This window comes from Clostridium sp. HBUAS56010, assembly GCF_007115105.1.
Lineage (GTDB): Bacteria > Bacillota > Clostridia > Lachnospirales > Lachnospiraceae > Lacrimispora.
Genome location: NZ_SULJ01000001.1, coordinates 750,333 through 768,213 on the forward strand (window position 1 = coordinate 750,333; position 17,881 = coordinate 768,213).

The 17,881-nt window shown below is 42.5% G+C and carries 17 protein-coding genes; 2 read left to right on the forward strand and 15 right to left on the reverse strand.

All coding sequences use genetic code 11. The annotated features are described in order from the left end of the window. Positions 1–75: 75 nt before the first annotated feature. The 15 genes from FAY33_RS03615 to lgt form a co-directional block, all read right to left on the reverse strand. On the reverse strand, positions 76–981 hold the full coding sequence (locus FAY33_RS03615) for a hypothetical protein (RefSeq protein ID WP_143319379.1): 906 nt from the start codon (positions 979–981) through the stop codon (positions 76–78). Between the two features lie 11 nt (positions 982–992). After that, positions 993–1,319: a helix-turn-helix domain-containing protein gene (locus FAY33_RS03620; protein WP_143319380.1), complete on the reverse strand. Its 327-nt coding sequence runs from the start codon at positions 1,317–1,319 to the stop codon at positions 993–995. A 62-nt stretch (positions 1,320–1,381) separates the two neighbouring features. After that, the gene (gene ftsZ / locus FAY33_RS03625) at positions 1,382–2,719 is read right to left on the reverse strand and encodes a cell division protein FtsZ (protein ID WP_143319381.1); all 1,338 of its coding nucleotides are present in this window, start codon (positions 2,717–2,719) and stop codon (positions 1,382–1,384) included. Positions 2,720–2,837: 118 nt separating this feature from the next. Then, the gene (locus FAY33_RS03630; RefSeq protein WP_143319382.1) at positions 2,838–3,563 is read right to left on the reverse strand and encodes a cell division protein FtsQ; all 726 of its coding nucleotides are present in this window, start codon (positions 3,561–3,563) and stop codon (positions 2,838–2,840) included. Continuing rightward, entirely contained in the window at positions 3,560–4,810 is a 1,251-nt protein-coding gene (murA, locus tag FAY33_RS03635) for a UDP-N-acetylglucosamine 1-carboxyvinyltransferase (protein WP_143319383.1), read from the reverse strand. Before murA ends, FAY33_RS03630 begins: the two co-directional genes overlap by 4 nt. A gap of 69 nt (positions 4,811–4,879) precedes the next feature. Then, positions 4,880–6,031: an FtsW/RodA/SpoVE family cell cycle protein gene (locus FAY33_RS03640; RefSeq protein WP_143319384.1), complete on the reverse strand. Its 1,152-nt coding sequence runs from the start codon at positions 6,029–6,031 to the stop codon at positions 4,880–4,882. Between the two features lie 42 nt (positions 6,032–6,073). Beyond that, on the reverse strand, positions 6,074–7,420 hold the full coding sequence (gene murD / locus FAY33_RS03645) for a UDP-N-acetylmuramoyl-L-alanine--D-glutamate ligase (protein ID WP_143319385.1): 1,347 nt from the start codon (positions 7,418–7,420) through the stop codon (positions 6,074–6,076). Positions 7,421–7,432: 12 nt separating this feature from the next. Continuing rightward, entirely contained in the window at positions 7,433–8,401 is a 969-nt protein-coding gene (gene mraY, locus FAY33_RS03650; RefSeq protein ID WP_143319386.1) for a phospho-N-acetylmuramoyl-pentapeptide-transferase, read from the reverse strand. 75 nt (positions 8,402–8,476) lie between these two features. Beyond that, the gene (locus tag FAY33_RS03655; RefSeq protein WP_143319387.1) at positions 8,477–10,237 is read right to left on the reverse strand and encodes a penicillin-binding transpeptidase domain-containing protein; all 1,761 of its coding nucleotides are present in this window, start codon (positions 10,235–10,237) and stop codon (positions 8,477–8,479) included. A gap of 75 nt (positions 10,238–10,312) precedes the next feature. Beyond that, on the reverse strand, positions 10,313–12,499 hold the full coding sequence (locus tag FAY33_RS03660; RefSeq protein ID WP_347562647.1) for a penicillin-binding transpeptidase domain-containing protein: 2,187 nt from the start codon (positions 12,497–12,499) through the stop codon (positions 10,313–10,315). A 40-nt stretch (positions 12,500–12,539) separates the two neighbouring features. Next, positions 12,540–13,025, reverse strand: coding sequence for a cell division protein FtsL (locus FAY33_RS03665; protein ID WP_143319389.1), 486 nt, complete (start codon positions 13,023–13,025; stop codon positions 12,540–12,542). Between the two features lie 18 nt (positions 13,026–13,043). After that, positions 13,044–13,982, reverse strand: a complete 939-nt coding sequence (gene rsmH, locus FAY33_RS03670) for a 16S rRNA (cytosine(1402)-N(4))-methyltransferase RsmH (protein WP_143319390.1) — start codon at positions 13,980–13,982, stop codon at positions 13,044–13,046. Next, positions 13,979–14,404 carry a division/cell wall cluster transcriptional repressor MraZ gene (gene mraZ / locus FAY33_RS03675; RefSeq protein WP_143319596.1) on the reverse strand — a complete coding sequence of 142 codons (426 nt, stop codon included), beginning with the start codon at positions 14,402–14,404 and terminating at the stop codon, positions 13,979–13,981. Before mraZ ends, rsmH begins: the two co-directional genes overlap by 4 nt. Before the next feature lie 315 nt (positions 14,405–14,719). Then, the gene (locus FAY33_RS03680; RefSeq protein ID WP_243126545.1) at positions 14,720–14,872 is read right to left on the reverse strand and encodes a Spo0E family sporulation regulatory protein-aspartic acid phosphatase; all 153 of its coding nucleotides are present in this window, start codon (positions 14,870–14,872) and stop codon (positions 14,720–14,722) included. A 1-nt stretch (position 14,873) separates the two neighbouring features. Continuing rightward, complete coding sequence (gene lgt / locus FAY33_RS03685; RefSeq protein ID WP_143319391.1) at positions 14,874–15,752, reverse strand: prolipoprotein diacylglyceryl transferase; 879 nt, start codon at positions 15,750–15,752, stop codon at positions 14,874–14,876. 206 nt (positions 15,753–15,958) lie between these two features. Between lgt and ychF the strand changes: the two genes are divergently transcribed. Continuing rightward, positions 15,959–17,056, forward strand: coding sequence for a redox-regulated ATPase YchF (gene ychF / locus FAY33_RS03690; protein WP_143319392.1), 1,098 nt, complete (start codon positions 15,959–15,961; stop codon positions 17,054–17,056). Positions 17,057–17,193: 137 nt separating this feature from the next. Next, positions 17,194–17,862, forward strand: coding sequence for a formate/nitrite transporter family protein (locus tag FAY33_RS03695; RefSeq protein ID WP_279231695.1), 669 nt, complete (start codon positions 17,194–17,196; stop codon positions 17,860–17,862). Positions 17,863–17,881 lie beyond the last annotated feature (19 nt).

Consider the following 17,881-nt stretch of genomic DNA (forward strand, 5'->3'; position numbering starts at 1 on the left):
CAGATGCCCCGTTTGGTGTCAATCAAAACCCTGTATTTTTATGCCAAAAACCTTATTTTTCCTGTATTCTTTTAATCAGGGAGCATAGTAACCAGCAATTAACCGAACCTCATCCTCATCCTGAAATGCGGAAATATGAAACATTCCTTCTGATAAATCTACATACTGATCCGTGGCAAGCCCAGCTTTCACCTGTTCCATTAAAGACAGAACACTGGTATTAGAAAGCGGTACCCCTGCTTCGGTTTCCGTCACCTTCATAAAATGCTCCAAATAAGCAAAGGATGCTTCCCTGTCTCTTAAAGCTGACAGATAACTGTGCATCTCTGCTGTGGCTGTATCATAATTAATCTCCACATACTGATACTGCTCGTTCTCATCATCTGAGCTTAGCTGGCCATTTTTGTCCTCTTTCAGATAATAGCTGGTAACGGTCTCAAAGTAGGAAGCAGGACCATATTCTCCATTCAGTTCATAATTATCAGAATACATGGTATCCGAGCTTCGCTGATAACTATAAAGATTCTCAGTCACAAATAAATCCATTGCCTCAGCAACAATCTTTCCGTCAACAGGAAAATGGATATAGCCATTACAGGGAATTCCCGCTTCTATGACATCACTTTCTTCATACTCTTTAAAATCAGAATCATCAAAAGGTACTGCTTCCTGAACAGAATCATAGTGATTCAAAAGACGGTCTGCCTTTTTTATCACCCCTGGTGCTGCACCAAGAACAATAAAAAACAGGGTTGCAATGCTTGCCAGTGGAATTCGGAACTTTCCACCATCTTTCCTCACTTCTTTTGCAGGTTGGGAGGAAGGGGACAGTTCCACACGTTTTAAATCTGCAGGAGGTTTCTCATTCAGATAATAATTCGTATCCCACATCAGGGGATGTCTCACGATCTTTTTGCAGTGGGAACAGTAATTGCCAGCACCAACCGGCAGGTCACAGATGGGGCATATCTTTTTCTCCATAATGTTCCCTCCTATCCCAGCACCAGATGTGCTACAGCAATTTCATCATCTTCCCGAAATCCCTGTGCGCAAACCTGTATGTTGTATACATAATCCTGTTGAAGACCAGTAAGCCCTGCAATCTCCTCAATGCTTTTCCCCTCCTGAGCGAGCAAAAGGACCTGGTGAACATCCTTTATGGTTTGCTTTAATCTCTCATCAGAAGGTTCAAAAGAGTGATCCTGTGATTCTTTTTCCTCTGATTCTGATATAAAATCTTCAAGGGACAGCTCTCTTTCATTCCCCTTGTTATTATAATAATCTTCGGAAATCTCCCAGTCGTTTAACTTTTCAGACACACTGTTCTCCTTTCTAAAAGAGGCAGGTTCGTAGGAACCTGCCTGGTATGTAATCCGTATATTTATCTTTTATTTCTTAAAAAATCCGGTATGTTAATCTGAACTTCTTTATTCACAGTCGGACGGTAAGGCTGTCCATTCCCCTGGGGAGCACCCTGAGGACTATTCTGTCCATTATAACCTGGCTTCTGGTAATTGGAACCTGCATAGTTCTGATTGTTGTAATTCGGATTATTATTCTGATAATTCTGACCACCGGCATTATTATAAGCAGGTGCAGAGTAATTACCATTGCTGTAATTCTGATTAAAGTTCTGATTATATCCTGGAGTTGGTGCAGTTGCTGCTGTTTCCTGATTCACTGGCTGACCAGAAGGTGCTGCTGTCTTTGGCTGTTTAAAGTTTGGATTGGAAAAATTAGTCATAACCTTGGATACAGGTGTTTCTGCGTGCATGTCCAGACCAGTGGCAATCACTGTAATGCTTGCTTCATCCTGGGCATTCTCATCATACATGGCACCAAAGATAATATTCGCTTCATCTCCTGCCATCTCCTGTACATAGCTTGCTGCTTCATTGGCTTCAATAAGACTGATGTCACCAGAAATATTAATAATTACATGGGAAGCTCCTTCAATGGTTGTCTCAAGCAGAGGACTTGACACCGCCTGCTTTACAGCTTCCAGTGCCTTTTCATCGCCTTTTGCGCGACCGATTCCAATATGAGCGATCCCCTTATCAGTCATGACAGTCTGCACATCTGCAAAATCCAGGTTAATAAGACCTGGGACATTGATCAGATCGGTAATACCCTGAACAGCCTGCTGAAGAACCTCATCTGCCTTCTTCAGTGCATCTGGCATCGTAGTACGTCTGTCAACAATCTCCAAAAGGCGGTCGTTGGGGATCACAATCAGTGTATCAACACTTTCTTTTAAACGTTCAATCCCGTTAATCGCATTGGTCATACGGGTTCTTGCTTCAAAACGGAAAGGTTTTGTTACTACTCCTACAGTCAGAATACCCATATCCTTTGCTATCTTTGCAACAACAGGAGCTGCTCCGGTTCCGGTTCCGCCGCCCATACCGCAGGTAACAAATACCATGTCAACACCCTTCATTGCCTGAGCCAGCTCGTCCGCATTCTCCTCTGCTGCCTTTTCACCCATCTCAGGTTTTGCACCGGCACCAAGACCTTTGGTTAATTTCTCACCAATCTGCATTGCAGTTGGAGCCTTGCAAAACTGAAGTGCCTGCTTGTCCGTGTTAATACCAATAAATTCCACACCTGCGATATTCTCATCAATCATCCGGTTCACCGCATTGTTTCCGGCACCGCCTACTCCGATAACCAGAATCCTTGCGGCATTGTCCGCCTCATTTATCTTAATCTCTAACAAGATTATATCCTCCTTTAACCATAAACAGCTTACTGTATAAACCTAATTAATATAATATTTGATTTTCACAAAAATATCAACTATTTTTTGAACAAAGTTGCTTGAAAATTATGTAAATTCATTTATCTCTCACAAACCGATAAGAAGTGACTGTATTCGCTTCATCATAAGTATCCAGATATAACGTTCCTTTAAGCCCGTCTAAAACCGGAAGCTGATCCTTTAGTTCAGAGATCTTTCCACTCATCTGATCATTGCTGCCAAGATAAATTTTAATATCTTCCATCGTCAGACAGGCATTCCCCCGGGAATCGTAATGAATCTGGTCCACTGAGATACCATAAGTAGATAAAAGCTGGGTCAGCGTCAGGATCTCATCAAAGATTCGATGATTCTCCACCGGCAGGGGCTGGTGCAGGGCAATATGACCGTAGTCAAGCCCCACAATCCAGGGAACCCCATCAAGTTTTTCACTGGAGCTTTCCACAATGATACCATCTTTATCAAAATACAAATAGCTTCCCATATAGGAAACATAACCAACTACCGTCTTTTCATATACAATCACTTCCACCTTCACCGGGTTTAGGAATACGATTTTATAATCTTCTACAAAAGGAATCTGCGTATGTGGTCTAAACCGGTCCTTGTAGAAACAAAAAATCGCATTCCGGTCCCAGCCGCCTTTAAATATAAGGCTCTCAATCTGTTCCGAAGTATATTGTTTATTGCCGGTGACCGTGATCTCTTTGATCTGAAGTGATAGAAAAATCACTGCTGCCAGCACAGCTACCGCTGCCGCGATTGCCAGTTTCATCTTTCTTCTGCTTTTAAGATATCTCATTCCATCCCTCTGATTGCCGCTCCCAGACTGCTCAGATCACGGCAAATATCCTCGTATCCGCGTTCAATATGATAACATTCATGAATCTCTGTGATTCCCTCACAAGCCAATCCAGCTACAATAAGAGCTGCTCCTCCTCTCAAATCAGGAGATGTTACCCGGTTACCCTTTAAAGGATACCGTCCATGAACAATAGCCTGTTTTTCTGTTATGAATATATCTGCATCCAGCTTTTTCAGTTCTTCTGCGGTCCCAAAGCGCCCCTCAAAAATAGTCTCAATAAGTTTTCCTCTTCCCTTTCCAGATGCCATCACTGCCATGAACTGTGACTGAAGATCCGTAGGAAAACCAGGATAAGGTTCCGTCATTACATCAATTCCCTCCGGCCGCCCTTTCATAGATACTTCCAGACTGTCCGGACCAGTTTTAAGTACTGCTCCCATCTTCTCTGCCGCTACAAGAGCCGCAGTTAAATCTGCCGGACGGATTCCATCAAGTAAGACTTTCCCTTCGGCTGCCATGACAGCCGTTAAATAAGTACCTGCAACAATACGGTCACCTGCAACTCTAAACTCTGAATCATGGAATTCTTTCACACCTGTAACCGTCAATTCTGATGTCCCGATTCCCTTAATATCTGCTCCCATATTGTTTAAGAATTCACACAGTGCAATGATCTCCGGTTCTTTTGCAGCCCCCCGGATGGTTGTAACTCCCTGTGCATAAACAGAAGCCAAAAGCCCGTTCTCCGTTGCTCCCACACTTGGAAACAAAAATTCTATGTCTGCCCCTTTCAGTGCCTTGGCAGAGACAATCAGTTTTTCCTCTTTATCTTCCACTACAGCCCCAAGCTTTGAAAATGCCTTCAGGTGAAGATCAATGGGCCTTTTCCCTATCGAACACCCTCCGGGAAAACTGGTAACCGCAAGGCCGGTTCTTCCAAGAAGCGAGCCTGAAAGTATAATGGAGGAACGCATGCTTTTCATATACTCTTCGGGAATCTCTGCCTGTGTAAGTGTTGCAGCATTAACGATCAGCGTATTGCCTTCCAGACGGCAGATACAGCCAATACGCTCAAGTATCCCCAGCATACAGAACACATCCTGTATCCTGGGGACATTATGAATCACTGTTGTACCTTTATGGAGAACCGCCGCTGCCATCATAGGCAGAACAGCATTCTTGGAACCCTGAATTTTTATCTCACCTTTTAAGGATCGTAACCCCTGGACCTGTATGACTGACAATCCGGTACCTCCCATGGCTTCTTATATACTATCCTATGTTAAAAGTGAGAGTTTGGGTATCAAATCTTACTATTTTTCCAGTTTTATCTGATTTGAAACACTTAAAACCATGCCCATTTCTATCATGAGGAACAATACCGAAGTACCACCGTAACTGATAAACGGAAGGGTAATGCCAGTATTTGGAATGGTATTGGTAACAACCGCAATATTAAGGATTACCTGAATTGCAATGTGCCCCATAACCCCAACAACCAATAGCGCACCAAATAAATCGGGTGCATTGTCCGCAATGAGCATAAAGCGGTAAATCATAAAAAGAAATATAAGGATTACGGAAACCGCTCCAAAAAGGCCAAGTTCCTCACAAATAATAGAGAATATCATATCATTCTGCGCCTCAGGCACAAATCCCATCTTCTGTATGCTCTCTCCCAGTCCCCGTCCCACCAGTCCGCCGGAGCCAATGGCATATAAGCCCTGGAGCACCTGATAGCCGCCTGTCGAGGGATAAGCTTCCGGTTCCATCCAGACCAGTATACGGCCAAGCTGGTAATCATGAAGAATATTCATCTTCTCAAGCACCGTTGCCAGGGGACCGGCAACAGCCAGAAGACCGACTCCTGCAAATCCGCAGGCAAAAAACGGCCACTTTTTCTTACATGCCACAAACAGCATAACAAAAGCAATTCCAACGATAATAATACCAGAGCTTAAATTGTTTGCAGCAACGATTCCCGCAATGGGGATTGTCATTACAATAATCAGAAGAACTCCATTTCTGGTGTTGATCTTTTTGCCCATCTGGACAATCAGCATCGCAAGCATCACGATTAACGCAATTTTAACAAACTCTGTTGGCTGAAAGGATAAAGAACCAACTCCCAGCCATCTCCTCTTTCCATTTACCCGACGGCCAAATAAGGAAACTGCAATCATAAGAACATAGGAAAGGACATATGCAAACGCTGCAACCTTTCCATACCAGTGATAATCCAATCTGGATATGACCACCATAAGGGCAAACCCTGCAAGCGCAATCTTTGCCTGCCTTGTCATGAAGTAAGCGGCACTGCCGAATTTAATCTGTGCAGCATAAGAACTGGAACTGTATATCATAACCAAACCAAAGACGCTAAGGAAGATTACGGTAAACAAAAGGCTGTAATCATAAAAACGGCGCGGTTTGTTCTTTTTCTTCACTGGCCTTTTTTCTGACATATCACTCCTCCTCACCAACCATACGAAAGCGTACAAACAGCTTTAAAGATTGCGGACACACTCTTTAAATACCTCTCCGCGTTCTTCATAGCACTGAAACATACCCCAACTGGCACACGCCGGTGACAGGAGCACATAATCCCCACTATTGGCATAAGAGGCACAGACACTGACAGCCTCCTGCATATCTTCCGCATACATTACATTGGTAAAGCCGTATCTCGAGGCGCATTCTGCAATCTTTTCCCGTGTCTGCCCCAGCAAAACCATATATCTTACTTTTCCATCAAACGATCTGATCCACTCATCATATTCTGAGTTTTTATCATAACCTCCTGCAATGAGAATGGTCGGTCCCGGCATAGCCTTGATCGCCTGTATGGCTGCATCAGGATTGGTGCCTTTTGAATCATTGTAATACTTGACCCCGGCTTTTTCCGCCACAAACTCAATCCGGTGTTCCACTGCTTTAAACTGACAGATCACCTGCTGTATCACCTCCATGGGAACTCCCATCTCCACGGATATTGCAATTGCAGCCATAACATTCTCATAATTATGGCGTCCAAGAAGCTTTAAATCATGGATAGACACAATCTCCTGCCTCTCGCCTTTATGATTGCAGATAATCATATCCCCATCCATACAGTAGCCTTCTTCAATCAGCTCTCTGCTGCTGAAATAAACAACACGAGGCAGCAGGCTTCTCCCAAACTCGCGGAGCACTGTATCATCATAATTCAGAATACAGCAATCTGACTCTCTCTGGTTCTGGGTAATGCTTTCTTTAACTTTTATGTAACAATCCAAAGTTTTATGACGATTTAAGTGATCCGGCGTGATGTTAAGAATGGCGCTGATATCCGGCTTAAAGTCGGTAATCGTCTCTAACTGGAAGCTGCTGATCTCTGCAACCGTCACAGAATCCTCTTTTGTCTTTAACACTTCTTCCGTATAAGGAATTCCAATGTTTCCCACCACAAAAGCATGAGCATAGTAAGCCCTCATAATCTCTCCAGTAAGAGCTGTGGTGGTGGTCTTCCCATTGGTTCCCGTGATCGCCGCAAGTCTTCCCTTTGCATGATGATATGCCAGCTGGATCTCGCTCCACACAGGAATACCGGCATCGTTTATCATAGAAACAAAAGGTGCATCCAAAGAGATACCGGGACTGATTACACAAAGTTTTATATCTGCCAGATCATCTTTTTTCAGTTCACCCAGCAAAACTGAAACCCTTTCCCTCTCTTCAAATCTGCTTAACAGCTCATCCTCTTTCAAGGCGGAATTGCTGTCATAAAGCACAACTTCATCCCCCGTCTTTAGAATTAACCTGGAGGCGGCGATACCACTTTTTCCACTGCCGGCAACTAAAATTTTCTGACTCATATGGTTTCTCTCCTATAATCCAAGGTATGCAAGCAGGCAAAGAACCGCTGTTACAATAGCAAACACAGCAACCACCCGGGTCTCCGACCAGCCGCTAAGTTCAAAATGATGATGGATGGGTGCCATCTTAAAAATTCTTTTCCCGCCTGTTTTTTTAAAATAAGTCACCTGCATGATGACTGATAACACTTCCACTAAATAAATAAAACCGATAATAGCAATAAAAACAGGAATCTGCATCATGAATGCACTGGAAGCCACAAAGCCCCCCAGTCCAAGTGATCCGGTGTCTCCCATGAAAACTCTCGCCGGATAAACATTAAACAGCAAAAATCCCAGGAGACTTCCTACAACCGCTCCCGTAATAGGGCTGATTCCAGTCTTCTCTCCTATGGCAACCACCGTTAAGAAAGTCGCAACCAGAATTGTAACACTGGTGCACAGCCCATCAAGACCATCGGTAAAGTTCACCCCGTTATCGGTTCCTATTACAATGAAAAACACTGCTGGTACAAAAAAGATACCCAGGCTTAAATAAAGCCCCTTATCAAAACCTCCGGTAAACGGAATAAGCATACTGGTGCCTACATCTTTGGAGTGAAGGAGATAATAGGCAAAAATTCCTGTGATGATTAACTGCCCTGCCATCTTCTGAACCGGTGTAAGTCCCTCTGACCGTTTCATCACAATCTTAATGTAATCATCAAGAAATCCGACGATTCCAAATCCAACGGTCATAAAAAGTATGGGAATGATCTTCGGATAATCCCTGATATAAAACAGGGATGTGATGATAACACTGGTCAAAATAATGAGTCCCCCCATAGTCGGAGTACCCTGTTTTTTCAAATGACTCTCCGGCCCTTCCTTTCGGATTTCCTGACCAAATTTCAGTCTGTGGAGAAATGGTATTACAATGGGACACAGCATGGCGCTGATAGCAAAAGCTATGATAATTGCCAGAATCGTTTCGTTAATCATGTCACACCTCAATATTTTATGTATTGGTATATCAAAAGTACACAGTAAGTAGTATACGTCTTTTTTTCCGAATAATCAACCACTGATTCGAATCGTCGAAACAGTTTTTTCCTCTGTTGGGTCAATCCCCAGATATGGAAGAATATTCTTAAAAATATCTGCAATCACCGGAGCAGCAATGGTTCCGCCGTAATAAATGCCTTGAGGTTCATCAATGGTAATAAGTGCAATTACCTGGGGATTGTCAGCAGGAGCAAATCCCACAAAAGAAGAAATATACTTTTTTAAACTTCTGGGAAGCTTCTCAGAAGTGGCTGTTTTTCCTCCAATGCGGTATCCTTCCAGCTTTGCTTTTTTACCGCCGCCTTCTGATACCACCTGTTCCAGAATGTAGCGCATGGTCTCACTGGTCTGCGAGGAAACAATTCCTTCTCTGACCGGATAATCAAATGTATGAACCGATTCTCCGTCAGCAGCGGATACCTTTATGCCAAAGTGAGGGGTAATTCTGTTTCCACCATTAACAATTGAAGCGGAAGTGGTGATTAACTGCGTAGGTGTGATCTGAAATGACTGACCAAAGGAAACGGTTGCCAGTTCCACAAGACCCATATTTTCTTTTTTATGCATAATGGTAGATGCTTCGCCAGGAACGTCGATTCCTGTCTTTCCATTTAAGCCAAACTGTTCAAAATATTTATAGTAATTATTTACGCCAAGCCGCTGTCCCACATCAATGAGAACCGGATTGCAGGAATTCATCATTCCCTGTAAAAAAGATTCTGACCCATGGCCTCCCACTTTATGACAGCGGATCTTACGGTCCTCCACCACCCGGAATCCGGGACAGGAAAAGTGATCATCAAGTTTTACCACGCCTGCCTCTAATCCGGCGGCAGCCGTTATGATCTTAAAAGTAGATCCTGGCTCATAGGTATCGTTAATGCTTGGATTTCTCCACATCTGATTAAGCATATCCTGTTTTTCTTTGCTGGAAGCAGGAACTTGTGTACCTGTGCTTAGTGTAAACGGATCATTCAAATTAAATTCAGGTGCATTGACCATAGCCATTATTTCCCCATTTTGAGGATTCATGACAATAATTGACACTTTTTTTGCACCTTTTTTCTCCATTACCTGATAAGCGGCCTGCTCACAGTATTTTTGAATGTTTACATCCAGACTAATCTGCAGATCCTGCCCTGGAACAGGTTCAATTCTATCTTCTGCCGCATTCTCGATTTCTATTCCAGCCGCATCAGACATGGTGAGAATCTTCCCGTTATTTCCTTTTAAATACTCTTCGTATTTGACTTCCAGACCAATAATTCCCTGATTGTCTCCTCCCGTAAACCCAAGAACCTTAGAAGCAAGGGTGTCATAAGGATAGTAACGTTTGTAATCCTCATCCACCTTCACACCTTCCAGATGATAAGTCCTTATCTGATCTCCTAATGCCTTGTCTACATTGGTTTTAATAATTTCTCTGGAACTGTATTTTTCCACTTTTTTTCGTACCTCAGCTTCATCAACTCCCAGTTCTTTTGATAAAACCGCAACCACCTCATCCGGTTTTTTTATCTGGTTGTGAATAACTGAAATCGTACATACCGTCCGGTTGGTTGCAATGACGGTACCATTGGCATCAATGATGTTTCCTCTTGCTGCCTTTATGGTTCTTTCCCTTTCATGGAGATCTTCAGCCATCGCACTATAATGCTCCGAACGGAATACCATTAGAAAAATAAGCCGCCCCATTAATCCTGTCATGGCAAGAAATAACAGGAAAAACAGGAGGGCTATTTTCTCTCTGTGATGTGTTTTGTTTGTATTCATACACTGCTCCACCGTCATGATTGTTACAATATATGAATCTTTGCTCTTTTTATGAGCCAAAGAAGGGATATTTCCCTACTGGGCTGCGGTTTCTTCTTCCTGGGAAGGCTGGGTCTCCCCTGTCTGTTCATCCTCTCCGGGAATACCCGCAGGCACAGCCGCGTCATCTCCCTCCTGCCTGTTCACATATTCTTCGGAAGGATTTAAATACTCTTCCGGAACTGCCTGCCCATTCTCCATGGTCGGTGCAGGTGCCTGGGATTGTGCTTCACTCTCCTGTTTCACTTCCTCCTCAGAAGAGGCACCGGACTCTTTTGTGATGCCTTCCTGCTGCGGAAGCCCTGATACATCATCAGTGGGAAGTGTCCCTTCTGTATCGGTCTCAGGGAATATATTTAAATAAGGAAGAATCTCTGACATAATCTTTTGAAAGATATTGCTTGCGTAAGTGCTGCGAGGCTGATCCTCTACATGGGGTTCATCTACCACCACATAAACTAATACCTGCGGATTATCTGACGGAGCATATCCGCAGAAAGATACTACATAGTTTGTCTTGTCCCTTGGTATCTTCTCTGCTGTACCGGTTTTTCCCGCCACTTTATATCCTGCCACCTTTGCCGCACCACCTGTTCCGCCTTCTGCGTTAACGGTTTTAAAAAGTGCTTCATTAATAAATCTGGTTGTGGATTCAGACACCGTTTCACGCACCAGCACAGGATCTGTCTTTTTCACAACAGCTCCCTGTTCATTTAAGATCTGTTTTACCACATGAGGCTCATAATAAGAACCACCGTTGATAACCGAACTATATGCAGCCGCCATCTGAATCATGGTGGTGTTGAAGTTCTGTCCAAAGGAGTTGGTGGCAAGATCTGTGGGGCCTGCATTATCTACAGTATAAATCGTGGTTTTGTTATCCGCTTCTCCCGGAAGATCAATTCCTGTCTTTGCTCCGAATCCAAAGATCTGCTGGTACTTATAAAACTTTTCTTTTCCAATCTGCTGGGCAATCCGCATCATAACTACATTGCAGGATTTCATAAGTCCCTCTTCTACTGTGATCCGACCATGTCCATATCTGCTGGCACAGTTTATCTTATGTCCGCCTACTTCCAGAAATTTGTTGCATTCATATACGTCATTGCCTGTAATGGCACCTTCTTCTAAGGCCGCAGAAACGGTAAATATCTTCTCTGTTGATCCCGGCTCATATCCATCACTAATGGTAAAATTACGCCAGGTCTGATTCCATGCCACCTGGGTCCCCAAAGACATAATCGTCTTATCATCATAGTGTTTTAATACCGTTTCCTCTGTCAGAGGTTCTGCATCTTTGTTCTTACGTTTATAGTCATCCATGGCTTCCTGGATTCCAAGCTGACGCAAAACATCATCTGTGTATTCCGGTCTGAGCTTACGGGGATTGTTTAAATCAAATGATTTATGATCCGCCATAGCCAGAACCTCCCCATTATTGGGGTCCATAACAATGACACCGATTTTCTTGCTTCCTGTCTGCGCTTCCCATTCATTTATGTACTTTTCAACAATTTTCTGTATATTTACATCAATGGTAGAGACTACGGTATTGCCATTGGAAGCCGGTTTTATTACCCGCTCTAAATTGGAATCGTCATTTAAATAACCATATTCCCTGCCGTTTATTCCCATAAGAGTTGAATTATAAAACTGTTCAATTCCACCGGTTCCAGCCATTCCGTCTCCGTTGGCAAATCCAATTACCTTGCTGCCCATACCATTGTAAGGATACACTCTTTTGTACTCATCTTCAAACCAGATTCCTTTAATATCTTTCCCTGTTTTTTTTAATTCTTTCATTTTATCCGTTTTGTATTTTTCGTACTTATTTTTATCCTCATAAGACAATTGTTTGGCATACCGCACATACTGTTTGTCTTTCTTTTCCTGAATAAGATTCATAATCTCTGTCCGGTCATAGCCCAGACATTCGGTCAGTGCTGTAACAGAAGGTTCCAAGTACGCATCCGGATTTGTCATGATCTGTTTGGGGTCAAGAATTAAGTTATAAACTTTCTCACTTGCAGCCAGATATGTTCCGTTCCGGTCCATAATATCCCCTCTTTTAAAGGGAATGATACGACTGTCATACTCTTGCTGGGATAATACAATCTGGTTATAATCCTCCTTTTTGTTTGTCATCAGATTATAGAGAATTAAAACCAATGCAAACAAAGCCAGCGTAATTACAAGAACTGTAATCGCCAGCTTTTCCTGCATATAACGCGGAAATACTTTATTTTTTCTATTTTTATTTTTATCAGTGTTTCGGGATATCCTCATTCTGTCTTACATACTCACTTTCTGTTTTATCGTAATGAAGGATCTGGCCTTTTTGGGCATAGACCATACCAAGCTCCTCAGTGGCTACTTTGTACACATGATCCAAATCAACAGAAGTGTTAATGCTCATTTCCAGTGCGTTGTTCTCCGTTCTTAGTTTTTCCAGTTGTGCCTCATGGATCTCAATTTGGTGAATATTAGTTGTAATCGAGGACTGTAAATGGAGGTATTTTACGCACAGAAATAAGGTGCACACCACTGCAGCCGTCAGCATCAAAACATAGGGCAGATCCATCTGCAGAGCTTTCTCCCTGTTTCTTCTTACCCGGTGATTTACATTCGGTCTTCGAACTTCTTCTGGTGTATGAACCGGCCTGTTTGCCGGCATGGTTTTACGAACCGCACTTCCGTGCACATAAGCAGCATGATTCCCGTAGGAACGGACATTTTTTTTGGCAGCCACTGAAACTTCCTCCCTCAACTAATTTCGTTCAAACACCCTGAGTTTCGAACTTTTTGAACGTTTATTCTCTTCAATCTCTTCCTCTGTCGGCACAATGGGTTTCCTCGTAATGACTTTCCCTTTACTCTTTCTTCCACACACGCAAACTGGGAAGTCCGGAGGGCATATACAAGGATTTTCATTGGTTCTAAATCTGGTTTTCACCATTCTGTCCTCTAAGGAGTGAAACGTGATGATGGACAAACGTCCTCCAGGATTCAACAGATCAATCATCGTATCAAGAGACTGGTTTAGCACTTCCAGTTCCTTGTTCAGTTCAATCCGAATAGCCTGAAACGTCTTTTTCGAAGGGTGACCTCCAACTGCCCGTACTCTTGCCGGAATTGCGTCTTTAATAACCTCAGATAATTGTCCGGCAGTCTCAATAGGACTTGTCTCTCTTACTCTTACAATGTGTTTTGCAATATTCTTAGCAAATTTGTCTTCTCCGTAATCACGAATCATACGGTATAATTCAAATTCTGTATAACCATTAATAATGTCGGCAGCCGTCTGATCGTTTCTCTGATCCATACGCATATCCAGAGGTGCCTGGTCTTCCCGGTAAGTAAAGCCCCGCTCCGGCATATCAAGCTGGTAAGATGATACTCCCAGGTCCAGATAAATTCCATCTACCTTTTCAATTCCCAAATCTGCTAAAACAGTCTGTATATTAACGTAATTGCTCCTTACTACGGTAACCTTATCCTCAAATACCTTAAGCCGTTCCGTAGCTGCCTTAATGGCATCTGCATCCTGATCAATTCCGATTAATCTTCCGTATTCACCGAGTCGTCTGCATACTTCAAAAGCATGTCCGCCGCCTCCTAAAGTCCCGTCCACATATATTCCGTCGGGTTTTATATTCAGGCTGTCAATGGTTTCATAAAGCAGCACTGACTTGTGTTCAAACATCATATCCCAAGTCCTTCCATCGCTTCCGCAATCTCTTCCATGTCGTCATAAGTGTTGGCCGCCATCCATGCGTCCTTGCTCCAGATCTCAATCCGGCTTCCCACACCTACCAGTACTGCATCCTTTTCAATGCCTGCATGTTCCCTGAGAACTGACGGCAGCAGAATTCTCCCCTGCTTGTCCACTTCACAGGAAGTTGCACCTGCCAGAAAAAATCTGGAAAACTTTCTGGCATTGGTATTGGTCAGCGGCAGGCTTTTCAGTTTTTCTTCCAGGGCTGTCCACTCACGATTATCATACACAAATAAACAGCCGTCCAAGCCCTTTGTCACAACGAACTCTTCACCAAGCTGTTCTCTGAATTTTGATGGGACAATCAAACGTCCCTTCGCATCCACTGTATGATTGTATTCGCCCATGAACATACCAATCACCTGCTTGTACACAGAGGGGTCAGGATCCACATTCCTACCATTTCCCTCCACTTTGTACCACTTTCCTCCACTTGTAATCTAATTTTAGTACATTTACCAGGAAATAGCAAGGAATTTTTCGAATTATTTTCACTGATTTTTGTGCTGTAGAGGCATTATTTCCAACATATTCCAGAATGTTTCGCCCTTCGACAAATCGTTTTTCTTCTTATTATAATAAACATTATTCTCAAAAACCCAGAAGGCATTCATGCAGAAAAAAAACACGGAAAGGTTTCCCTTTCCGTGTTTTAAAATTTCCGGCTGTTAATAGCCGGCTTCAATATATTTTTCAATTAATTTATCCAGTTCCACACTCCTAAGATAAATAACATCTCCGTCGTCATGATCAATGCTTTTATTCAATTTTTCTCTTGCTTCCTCGATATTTCGTATTAACTCTTCTTTTGAAATCATCATATCATGTTTCTCCTTTGCTCTTTATTCTAATCTGTCTGTGTCGGAAGAAGAGCACAAGAGCTGATATCACTACCAATATTAATGACAGTGCCTGAGACACTGGAATGCCGGTACTAAAGAATATTAGCTGATCCGTACGGATTCCCTCTATCCATACCCGTCCCAAGCCATAACCTAGCAGGTAGATAAGAAAAATTTCACCATCAAATTGTTTGCGTTTTCTGTACCAGAGCAAGAATACAAGTAAACAAAGATTCCACACAGACTCATATAAGAAAGTTGGATGAACCTGTATATACTCCACTCCGTCTTTTACAATTAAATGGTTTAAAAGTTCTTTCGATATCATATTCTCGTTAACCAGCGCCCTTCTGATTCTCATAGCAAACAGGCTGTCTGTATATCCGCCAAATGCTTCGCAATTAAAGAAGTTTCCCCATCTTCCTATAATTTGCCCGGTTATCAGTCCCAGACATCCTGTGTCTGCCAGTGAAAGAAAAGAAAGCCTCTTTCTTCTGGTGTAGACGACCAGAGTGATTGCAGCGCCTATAACGCCTCCATAAATTGCCAATCCTCCTGCCCTTAAATTGAAAATCTGTAACAGGTTATCTTTATAGTTAGCCCAGTCAAATATTACATAATAAATCCTGGCACATATAATCGATACTACGATTGCATACAGGGCAAAATCCAGATAAACTTCCGGGTCTTGTCCTCTTCGTTTTGCATCATTCGTTGCAACCCAGAGGCCTGTTAAAATTCCAATCCCAATGATAATCCCGTAGAATGCAATGCGGAACCCAAATATCGAGATACTGTTTCGCAGATGGTCAATGGTAATACCCAAATGCACAAAACTAATATCTGCCGTATTTGCCATTCGTCTTCTCCTTTCGATGTTTTCTTTATTTTACCCCGTGAAAACACAAAAATCAAACAGATTCGCCCGACATATTCAACTATTTTTCGACAAAGGCTATGATTCTTGCGATTTTCTCTTTTTTTTTTAAGGATAATATGCTATTCTATATTAGTTGCAGAAAAAAATCAACCATGAATATAAACAATATTAGGAAGGTAATTGCTATGAAATTAGGTATTGTCGGATTACCGAATGTAGGTAAAAGCACTTTGTTCAATTCTCTTACAAAGGCAGGTGCAGAATCTGCCAATTATCCATTCTGTACCATAGACCCAAACGTGGGCGTGGTTCCTGTTCCGGATGTGCGTCTGGGACAATTAGCAGAACTATATAATTCTGAAAAGATCATGCCGGCTGTCATTGAATTTGTAGACATTGCCGGGCTTGTAAAAGGAGCTTCCAAAGGGGAAGGTCTGGGAAACCAGTTTCTTTCCAACATCCGGGAAGTGGATGCCATTGTTCATGTGGTACGCTGTTTTGAAGATCCCAATGTCATCCATGTAGACGGAAGCGTAGACCCACTGCGTGACATTGAAACAATTGACCTGGAACTGATCTTTTCTGATCTTGAAATCCTGGATCGGCGCATTTCAAAATCTACCAAGGGTGCGATGAATGACAAATCTCTTGCAAAGGAACTGGATCTCTTAAAGAGGATTAAATCCCACTTAGAGGATGGCAATCTGGCAAGAAGCATGGATATAGAAGATACAGACGAAATCGCTTTCCTCTCAACCTTAAATCTTCTTACTTATAAACCAGTCATTTTTGCTGCCAACGTTTGCGAAGACGATCTGGCTGACGACGGTGCCGCCAATTCTTATGTAGCAAAAGTACGGGAATTTGCAAAAGAAAACAACAGTGAAGTATTTGTAATCTGTGCACAGATCGAACAGGAACTTTCAGAATTGGAAGAAGACGAAAAAAAGATGTTCCTGGAAGACCTTGGTCTTACCGAATCCGGTCTGGAAAAACTGATTCGTGCCAGCTACCATCTTCTTGGTCTTATCAGCTATTTAACAGCAGGTCCTATGGAAACCAGAGCATGGACCATCGAAGAAGGCACAAAAGCACCTCAGGCTGCCGGTAAAATCCATTCCGATTTTGAGCGCGGCTTTATCCGTGCAGAGGTTGTCAACTTCCAGGATCTTTTAAACTGCAAGACATATAATGCCGCAAAGGAAAAAGGTCTTGTCCGTTCTGAAGGAAAAGAATATGTTGTAAAGGATGGAGATGTTGTTCTCTTCCGTTTTAATGTATAAGATAGAAAAACCGGCGCTTAGACGCCGTTTTTTTATCTTTTTTTCAGTGGTTGATAAATTATTTCAATAGTCCGATTGTCCTTGTAAACTCTTTTTCATATGCTATAATATGACATGTCCAAGGGGAAATATGTCACATTTTCTCCAGACAGAAGGTACGAAAGAGAAGGAGTATTGAAATGAAAACATTTATCAAAGCAATCGCTGCAGGAGTTGCCATTGCGCTGGGGGGAACCATTTATCTGACTCTTGATAACCGCATTGCCGGTTCTTTTTTATTTTCCATCGGTCTGTTCACCATCTATACCTTCGGCTTTTTTCTATTTACAGGAAAGGTCTGCTATATTATCTCGGAAAAACCTTCCTATCTGGTGGATATTCTGATTGTATACATAGGAAATCTGGTGGGAACGGTTGGATGCGGTTTATTATTTCATGAGACCAAACTTTTAAATTTAACAAAACATGCTTCAGAAATTGTAGAATTAAAATTATCCGATACGTTATTGAGTACTTTTATTATGGCATTTTTCTGCGGTGTAATGATGTGCATTGCTGTAGTAGGATTCCAGACCATTAAAGACAGTGTGGGCAGACACCTTGCACTCATTCTGCCGATTATGGTGTTTATCCTCTCGGGATTTGAACACAGCATTGCAGATATGTTTTATTTTACCATGGCAGATGCCTGGAGTGAAAAAGCAGCCCTCTATATTCTGGTGATTTCCATCGGTAACCTGGCAGGCGGAATTACAATTCCATGCCTGAAAAAGTATTTCAGGGAAGAGCTTTCTGTTTCGCATTAACTCTTCGTTAATTTCACCT